Source organism: Streptomyces fuscigenes, assembly GCF_021556455.1.
In the GTDB taxonomy this organism is placed as follows: Bacteria; Actinomycetota; Actinomycetes; order Streptomycetales; family Streptomycetaceae; genus Streptomyces; species Streptomyces fuscigenes.
This window is the reverse complement of sequence record NZ_JAKGCV010000248.1, coordinates 1-8376: the sequence shown is the minus strand read 5'-3', so window position 1 is coordinate 8376 and position 8376 is coordinate 1. Positions and strand designations below refer to the sequence as shown.

At 74.9% G+C, this 8376-nt stretch carries 6 protein-coding genes; 3 read left to right on the top strand and 3 right to left on the bottom strand.

The window, feature by feature from the left end; translation table 11 throughout:
* The first annotated feature begins 393 nt into the window (after positions 1 to 393).
* A complete protein-coding gene (locus L1885_RS18875; protein WP_235798329.1) occupies positions 394 to 711 on the top strand; it encodes a DUF4190 domain-containing protein in 318 nt (105 codons plus the stop codon).
* 64 nt (positions 712 to 775) lie between these two features.
* On the opposite strand, the gene L1885_RS18870 is transcribed toward L1885_RS18875, so the two are convergent.
* The gene (locus L1885_RS18870) at positions 776 to 2413 is read right to left on the bottom strand and encodes an ABC-F family ATP-binding cassette domain-containing protein (RefSeq protein WP_235798328.1); all 1638 of its coding nucleotides are present in this window, start codon (positions 2411 to 2413) and stop codon (positions 776 to 778) included.
* Between the two features lie 122 nt (positions 2414 to 2535).
* On the opposite strand from L1885_RS18870, the gene L1885_RS18865 reads away from it, so the two are divergent.
* Positions 2536 to 3642: a LacI family DNA-binding transcriptional regulator gene (locus L1885_RS18865; protein WP_235798327.1), complete on the top strand. Its 1107-nt coding sequence runs from the start codon at positions 2536 to 2538 to the stop codon at positions 3640 to 3642.
* A gap of 177 nt (positions 3643 to 3819) precedes the next feature.
* Positions 3820 to 4683, top strand: coding sequence for a MerR family transcriptional regulator (locus L1885_RS18860; protein ID WP_235798326.1), 864 nt, complete (start codon positions 3820 to 3822; stop codon positions 4681 to 4683).
* A 45-nt stretch (positions 4684 to 4728) separates the two neighbouring features.
* Here the strand turns inward: L1885_RS18860 and L1885_RS18855 are convergent, their stop codons facing one another.
* Together L1885_RS18855 and L1885_RS18850 are read right to left on the bottom strand one after the other, a co-directional pair.
* Positions 4729 to 6903, bottom strand: a complete 2175-nt coding sequence (locus L1885_RS18855; RefSeq protein WP_235798325.1) for a 3-hydroxyacyl-CoA dehydrogenase NAD-binding domain-containing protein — start codon at positions 6901 to 6903, stop codon at positions 4729 to 4731.
* Positions 6904 to 6973: 70 nt separating this feature from the next.
* Positions 6974 to 8188 carry an acetyl-CoA C-acetyltransferase gene (locus L1885_RS18850; RefSeq protein ID WP_235798324.1) on the bottom strand — a complete coding sequence of 405 codons (1215 nt, stop codon included), beginning with the start codon at positions 8186 to 8188 and terminating at the stop codon, positions 6974 to 6976.
* Positions 8189 to 8376: the final 188 nt, after the last annotated feature.

Below are 8376 nucleotides of genomic sequence, written 5' to 3'. Positions count from 1 at the left end.
CGGCTTCCGGCTCGGGCGCGCCCGCGGGCGGTGGCAATGGCGGGGGCAAGCGCCGGCAGGCGGCCCCCGCGCCGTCCAACAGCGCGATGGCGGACGCCCTGCGCCGGGCGGGCCTGCTCGGCAAGGAGCGCTGAGCACGGCACCGCAGGGCTCTGCGGCGCGGTGCTGCGTACTGCGTCGCGCGGCATTGACCTGCAGTGACCTGCAGTGACCTGCAGTGAAGTGAACCGCACTCCACCGCACTTGCACTGCACTGCCCTGCACGAGGGGGTGCGGCACCGGACACACGGTGCCGCACCCCCTCGGCGTGTGAAGGAAGTGTGACCGATCGGACCGCCCGGCGCGTGCCCGGTCCCGCCCTGGGTAGCCGGACCGCAAGACGGACAAGGGGACTTGGACGAGGGAGACATCATGGCGGGCTACACGTCCGGCGGTGGCGGCGCGCACGGTGTGACGATGCACTCCGAGCGGGGCGGCATGGGCACGAGCGCCCTGGTCGTCGGCGTCATCGGCGTGCTGATGTCGTGGTACTGGCCCGCCGGCCTGGTACTCGGTGTGCTCGCGGTGGTCTTCGGTGTGGCCGGCCGCAAACGCGTCGCGCGCGGCGAGGCCGCCAACGCGGGAGCGGCGCAGGCCGGGCTGATCCTGGGCGCGGTCGGCCTCGTCCTGACAGCCGTGTTCGCCGCCCTCATCATCTCGGCCGCCATGTGACACCGGCGGTGCAGGCCCCTCGCACCGGGCGGGACGAGGGAGAGGGCCGTGTCGCGTGAGCGGGTCAGCGCTCCGTGACGCGGCCCTCGCGCACGTCGAGCCTGCGGGTGGTGCGCACGGCCTTGAGCATCCTGCGGTCGTGCGTGACGAGCAGCAGCGTGCCGTCGTAGGAGTCGAGGGCCGATTCGAGCTGCTCGATGGCGGCCAGGTCGAGGTGGTTGGTCGGCTCGTCCAGGACCAGCAGGTTCACACCCCGGCCCTGGAGGAGCGCCAGCGCGGCCCGGGTGCGTTCGCCGGGTGACAGCGTGGTGGCGGGCCGCGTCAGGTGGTCCGCCTTCAGGCCGAACTTGGCCAGCAGCGTGCGCACGTCGGCCGGATCGGTGTCGGGCACGGCCGCGCGGAACGCGTCCAGCAGGGTGTCGGTGCCGAGGAAGAGCCGGCGTGCCTGGTCGACCTCGCCCACCACGACTCCGGAGCCGAGGCCGCCGTGGCCGGCGTCGAGCTTCACCCGGCCGAGCAGCGCGGCCAGCAGTGTGGTCTTGCCGGCGCCGTTGGGTCCGGTGATGGCGACGCGGTCCGTCCGGTCGATGCCCACGGTGACGGGCCCGAGCCGGAAGGCGCCGCGGTGCACCTCCGCGCCGTTGAGCGTGGCCACCACCGCGCCCGAGCGGTCCGCGGCGGCGATCGTCATCCGCAGCTCCCACTCCTTGCGCGGCTCCTCCACCACGTCCAGGCGCTCGATCAGCCGTTCCGTCTGCCGGGCCTTCGCGGCCTGCTTCTCGGTGGCCTCCGAGCGGAACTTGCGGCCGATCTTGTCGTTGTCGGGGGCCTTCCTGCGGGCGTTCTTGACGCCCTTCTCCATCCAGGCCCGCTGCGTCAGGGCGCGTGTCTGGAGGGACGAGCGGCGGTCCGCGTACTCCTCGTACTCCTCGCGCGCGTGCCTGCGGGCCGTCTCGCGCTCCTCCAGGTACGCCTCGTAGCCGCCTCCGTACAGGGCGGTCCGCTGCTGGGCGAGGTCGAGTTCGAGGACCTTCGTCGCGGTGCGGGAGAGGAACTCGCGGTCGTGGCTGACGACGACGGTCCCGGCGCGCAGGCCCCGCACGAACGTCTCGAGCCGCTCCAGGCCGTCCAGGTCGAGGTCGTTGGTGGGCTCGTCGAGGAGGAAGACGTCGTAGCGCGACAGCAGCAGCGAGGCCAGGGACGCGCGGGCTGCCTGGCCTCCGGACAGCGTCGTCATGGGCTGGTCGAGGCTGACCGTCAGCCCGAGCGAGGCCGCCGTCTCCTCCGCACGCTCCTCCAGGTCGGCGCCGCCGAGGGCGAGCCAGCGCTCCAGGCTCGCCGCGTACGCGTCGTCCGCACCGGGCGCCGCCTCGACCAGGGCGGCCGTGGCCTCGTCCAGGGCGGTCTGCGCGTCGTGGACGCCGGTGCGGCGCGCGAGGAACGCACGGACGCTCTCACCGGGGCGCCGCTCCGGCTCCTGCGGCAGGTGGCCCACCGTCGCGGTCGGCGGCGACAGCGACAGCGCACCGTCCTCGGGTGTGTCCAGCCCGGCGAGCAGCCGGAGCAGCGTGGACTTTCCCGCGCCGTTGACACCGACGAGGCCGATCACATCGCCGGGGGCGACGACGAGATCGAGCCCGGAGAACAGGGAGCGCGCCCCGTGACCTGCGGCGAGGGCTTTGGCTACGAGCGTGGCAGTCATCAGGCCGACGATTTTAACGGCATTGACCTGCGACGGCAGCCGGGTGTCCGCGCGCGGCCCGCCCCGATCATGCGGGCCCGCAGCAACTAGGCTGTGCGGCATTCCGAGACGAGGAGCGCACCGTGCCCGACACGTCCCCGCAGGCCACCGCCGGGTCGAGACCGCCGTCGGAGCCCCGCCCGACGCTGGAGGCCGTCGCGGCGCGGGCGGGCGTGTCGCGCGCCACGGTCTCGCGCGTGGTCAACGGCAGCACCGGCGTGCGCCAGTCCCTCGCGGACAAGGTGCACCGGGCGGTCGAGGAGCTGGGATACGTCCCGAACCACGCGGCGCGCACGCTCGTCACCCGGCGCACCGGTGCGGTCGCCGTCATCATCCCCGAGCCCGAGGTGCGCATCTTCTCGGACCCGTTCTTCTTCCGGCAGATCCGCGGAATCAGCAAGGAACTCACCGCACACGACACGCAGTTGGTACTGATGCTGGTGGAGGCGAGCGGCGACTTCGAGCGTGTGTCGCGCTACCTGGCCGGCGGGCACGTCGACGGCGCGCTGGCGTTCTCGCTGCACACCGAGGACCCGATCCCCGCCATCACGCGGCGGGCGGGCATCCCGACGGTGTACGGGGGCCGCCCGGTGTGGACGGCGTCGCCGGACCGGCAGGCCGTGCCGTACGTGGACGCGGACAACCGCGACGGCGCGCGGGTGGCCGTGCGGTTGCTGCGCGACCTCGGCCGCGACCGCATCGCGCACATCGCGGGGCCGCCGAACCAGACGTCGGGCACCGACCGGCTGGACGGCTACCGGGACGTCGTCGGGGGCGCGTACGACGGGACACTCGTCGCGCAGGGCGACTTCACGCCGGAGAGCGGGGCTCGCGCCATGGCGGAGCTGCTGGAGCGGCGGCCGGACGTCGACGCGGTGTTCGCGGCCAACGACCTGATGGCGTCGGGCGCCCTGCGCGTGCTGAAGGAGCACGGCCGACGGGTGCCGCAGGACGTGGCGCTCGTGGGCTTCGACGACATGGACTCGGTGGCCGAGTCGACGGACCCGCCGCTGACGACCGTGCGGCAGGACGTGGAGGGGCAGGGCCGGCTGATGGCCCGGCTGCTGCTCCAGGGCCTGGAGGAGGGCGGCACCGCGGCCGTCCAGGACACGGCGGGACAGGTCGCCACGGCGTCCGACGGCGATTCGCTGATCATGCGCACGACGCTGGTGCGGCGGGCCACGGCCTGACGGACCCGGCCGCACGGTCCGGCCGCACGGCCACCCGGCCACGGGGACGGACCGGAGCCGGACGGTTCTCACGCCCGGCCCGGGCGGGCCCGGCTTCCCGCGGCTCCGCCGATGCGGCGATACTGCCTGGACGAAAGGGCTGTACGGACGTTGGCCGGCGGGAGGCGGGGCACGGCGATGGAGGGGCGCGAGGCCGCAACGGACGGGGACGGCGCACCGCGGTCGTGCACCGTGGACGAGCTCGCGGCCCGGGCCGGGGTGAGCGTGCGGACCGTGCGCTTCTACTCGACCCGCGGGCTGCTCCCGCCGCCCGAGCTCGGGCCGCGCCGGGTGGGCCGATACGGCCCCGCGCACCTGGCCCGCCTCGCGCTGATCGAGGAGCTGCGGGCTCAGGGCATGACGCTCGCGGCCATCGAGCGGTACGTGGCCCGGCTGCCGGAGGGACTCGGCGCGCGCGACCTCGCCATCCACCGGGCGCTGGTGGCGTCCTGGGCGCCGGACGGGGCGGAGCGCGCCACGCGCACCGAGCTGGAGCGGCGGGCGGGCCGGCCGCTGGCGGACGAGGACGTCGAGCGGCTGGCCGCGATGGGCGCGCTGGCACCGGTGGCCGACGCCCCCGGCGCGTACCTCGTGGACGCGGCCATGCTGCGGCTGGGCGTGGAGCTGCTGGACGTGCCGATCGAGCGGGAGACGATCCTGGCGGCCCGCGCCGTGCTGATGGAGCACACCCGGGCGGCGGCGCACGAGCTGACGCGGCTGTTCCGCGACGAGGTGTGGGCTCCCCGGCTGGGCGGCGGCGAGGACGCGGACGACCGGGCGGCCGCCGTGCGGTCCCTGTCGGAGCCGCTGCGGCCGCTGGTGCTGCAGGCGCTGGTCACGGCTTTCCAGCGCTCGCTGACGGCGGAGCTGCGCGACCTGGCCGACGGGGCGGACACGGAGGCGGCGGGCCGGGGGCCCGGCCCCGGTACGGAGACCCCCGGGGCCGCGCCCGGCCCCCGCGCGGACACCGGCCGTTCGGGCCGGGGCGCCCCGCCGGTGTGACCGGCCGGGGCCGGGCGCCGGTCCGAGGCCCCCGGGCCCGCCCGGTCAGCGGTCGGTGTACGTGCCCCCGCTCCGCGCGCGGTCCACGAGGGAGTCGGGCGGCAGGAAGCGGTCGCCGTAGCGGTCGGCCAGCTCGCGGGCGCGGGCCACGAAGCCGGGCAGGCCCCCGTCGTAGCCCACCGCGTACTGGAGCACGCCGCCCGTCCAGGCGGGGAAGCCGATGCCGAGCAGCGAACCCACGTTGGCGTCGGCGACGGAGGTGAGGACCCCCTCGTCCAGGCAGCGCACGGCGTCGAGCGCCTCCGCGAACAGCATCCGCTCCCGCATGTCCGCGAAGGGGATCTCGCGGCCGGGCCGCGTGAAGTGCTCCCGCAGCCCCGGCCACAGCCGCAGGCGGGCGCCGTCCGGGCCGTACTCGTAGAAGCCGCCCCCCGCCGCCCTGCCGCCGCGGCCGAACTCGTCGACCATCCGGTCCACCACGGCGTCCGCGGGGTGCGCGCTCCAGGTGCCGCCGGCCTCCTCGACCGCCTGCCGGGCCTCGCGGCGGATGCGCCGGGGCAGGGTCAGGGTCAGCTCGTCCATCAGGGACAGGACCTTGGCCGGATAGCCCGCCTGGGCCGCCGCCTGCTCGACGGACGCGGGCTCGATGCCCTCGCCGACCATGGCGACGCCTTCGTTGAGGAAGCGCCCGATGACCCGGGAGGTGAAGAACCCGCGGGAGTCGTTGACCACGACCGGCGTCTTGCGGAGCTGCCGGACCAGGTCGAAGGCCCGGGCCAGAGCGGCGTCGCCCGTCTGCCCGCCGCGGATGATCTCGACGAGCGGCATGCGGTCGACGGGTGAGAAGAAGTGCAGCCCGACGAAGTCGGCCGGGCGCCGCACGCCCTTGGCGAGCGCGGTGATGGGCAGCGTGGAGGTGTTGGAGCACAGTAGCGCGTCCGGGTCGACGACCTCCTGCGCCTCCTGGAAGACCCGGTGCTTGAGCGCCGTGTCCTCGAAGACGGCCTCGATCACGGCGTCGCATCCCGCGAGGTCGGCGGGCTCGGCGGTCGCGGTGATGCGGCCGAGGACCAGGTCGGCGTCCGCCCGGGTGGTGCGGCCCCGCTCGACCGCCTTCGCGAGCAGCCGCTCGGAGTGGGCCCTGCCCTTCTCGGCCGCCTCGCGCGTCACGTCCTTGAGGACGACGTCGAGGCCCGCGCGGGCGCAGGCGTACGCGATGCCCGCGCCCATCGCCCCGGCACCCAGCACGGCGACGCGGCGGACGGTGGACGGCGGGACGTCCCGGGGCCTGCTGGCGCCGGAGTTGACGGCCCGCAGGTCGAAGAAGAAGCCCTGGATCATGTTCTTGGCGGTCCGGCCGGTGGCCAGCTCCGCGAAGTAGCGGGACTCGATGGCGAGGGCCGTGTCGAAGTCGACCTGGCTCCCCTCGACCGCGGCCGCCAGGATGTTGCGCGGCGCGGGCAGCGGGGCGCCGGCGGTCTGCTTCCTGAGCGTGGCCGCGAAGGCCGGCAGGGTCGCGGCGAAGCGCGGATCGGCGGGCGTGCCGCCGGGGATGCGGTAGCCCGGGGTGTCCCACGGCTGGTGCGACTCGGGATGCGCGTCGATGTACGCGTGCGCCCTGGCGAGCAGGTCCTCGGGCGTGTCGGCGACCTCGTGCACGAGCCCCGCGTCGAGTGCGCGGCGCGGGGTGTGCCGGGTGCCCCGCAGGAGGACCTTCAGCAGCGCGTCGGCGACACCGAGCAGGCGCACGGTGCGCACGACTCCGCCCGAGCCCGGCAGCAGGCCGAGCGTGACCTCGGGAAGTCCGATGCGCGAGCCGGGCGCGTCCAGCGCCACCCGGTGGTGGCAGGCCAGCGCGATCTCGTAACCGCCGCCGAGCGCGGCCCCGTTGATCGCGGCGACGACGGGTTTGCCGAGGGTCTCGATGCGGCGCAGGGCGCGCTTCATCTCCATGCCGCGCGCGAAGACCTGCTCGGCGTCGCCGGGGCCGAGGCGGACGAGGTCCCGCAGGTCGCCGCCGGCGAAGAAGGTCTTCTTCGCGGACGTGACGACGACACCCCGTACGCTCTCGCGTTCGGCCTCCAGCCGGTCCGCGACGGCGCCGAGCGAGCGGCGGAACGCGTCGTTCATGGTGTTGGCGGACTGGTCCGGGTCGTCGAGGACGAGGGTGACGACGCCGGTCCCGTCCTGTTCCCAGCGGATGGTGGTGGACTCGCTCATGCTGCGGCTCCGTTGCGGACGTGGCGGGCGGTGGCGGGCGGTGGCGGGTTTCGGGGGCGGGCAGGCGCTCTCAGACGCGCTCGACGACGGTCGCGACGCCCATGCCGCCGCCGATGCACAGCGTGGCGAGCCCGTACCGCTTGTCCTGCCGTTCGAGCTCGTCCACGAGGGTGCCGAGGATCATCGCGCCGGTGGCCCCGAGCGGATGGCCGAGCGCGATCGCGCCCCCGTTGACGTTGACCTTGTCGAGGTTCAGGCCCATCTCGTCGACGAAGCGCAGCACCACCGCGGCGAACGCCTCGTTGATCTCGACGAGGTCGATGTCGTCGATCGTCAGGCCCGCCTTGGCCAGCGCCTTGCGGGTCGCGGGGGCGGGGCCGGTCAGCATGATGGTCGGCTCGGAGCCGGTGACGGCGGCGGAGACGATCCGGGCGCGCGGCACCATGCCGTAGCGCTCGCCGATCTCCCGGGAGCCGACGGCGACGAGGGCGGCACCGTCCACGATGCCCGAGGAGTTGCCCGCGTGGTGGACGTGGTCGATGCGCTCCACCCAGTGGTACTTCTGCAGTGCCACGGCGTCGAACCCGCCTGCCTCGCCGATCTGCGCGAACGACGGCTTGAGCGCGGCGAGGGAGTCCGCCGTCGTACCGGGCCGCAGGTGCTCGTCGTGGTCGAGGACGGTGAGCCCGTTGCGGTCGAGCACCGGCACCACGGACCGCTCGAAGCGGCCGTCCTTCCACGCCGCCGCGGCGCGCTCCTGCGAGAGCGCGGCGAACTCGTCCACCGTGCGCCGCGTGTAGCCGCCGAGCGTCGCGATCAGGTCGGCCCCGATGCCCTGGGGCGCGAAGCCCACCTCCAGGCTGGTCATCGGGTCCATGGCCCAGGCACCGCCGTCCGATCCCATCGGCACGCGCGACATGGACTCGACACCGCCCGCGAGGACGAGGTCCTCCCAGCCCGAGCGGACCTTGGCCGCGGCCAGGTTGACGGCTTCGAGCCCGGAGGCGCAGAAGCGGTTCTCCTGAACGCCCGCGACGGTCTCGGGCAGTCCCGCGGCGAGCGCGGCGATGCGGGCGATGTCGGAGCCCTGGTCGCCCAGCGGGCTGACGACGCCGAGGACGACGTCGTCGATGGCTGCGGGGTCGAGACCGGGGAAGCGGCGGCGGGTCTCCTTGATGAGGCCGACGACGAGGTCGATGGGCTTGGTCCCGTGCAGGGCGCCGTTCGCCTTGCCGCGGCCGCGCGGCGTGCGGACGGCGTCGTAGACGTACGCTTCGGTGCTCACGGCGGATGCCTTTCGGTCGGTGAGGTGCCGGGCGGGTCCGTTGGGCGCGGGCCTCGCGGGCGGTGGTGGGGCCGGTTCGGGCGATGTGGGGCGGGTCCGGTTCGGGCGGGTCCGGCGGTGCGGGGGCGGGTCCGGCGGTGCGGGGGCAGGTCCGGCGGTTCGTGGCGGGCTTGCGGGCGGGGGCGTGG

Coding starts and splice junctions, on each gene's coding strand:
- L1885_RS18855 (WP_235798325.1), bottom strand. CDS start 6,903: ATGAGCGAGTCCACCACCATCCGCTGGGAACAGGACGGGACCGGCGTC.
- L1885_RS18870 (WP_235798328.1), bottom strand. CDS start 2,413: ATGACTGCCACGCTCGTAGCCAAAGCCCTCGCCGCAGGTCACGGGGCG.
- L1885_RS18860 (WP_235798326.1), top strand. CDS start 3,820: ATGGAGGGGCGCGAGGCCGCAACGGACGGGGACGGCGCACCGCGGTCG.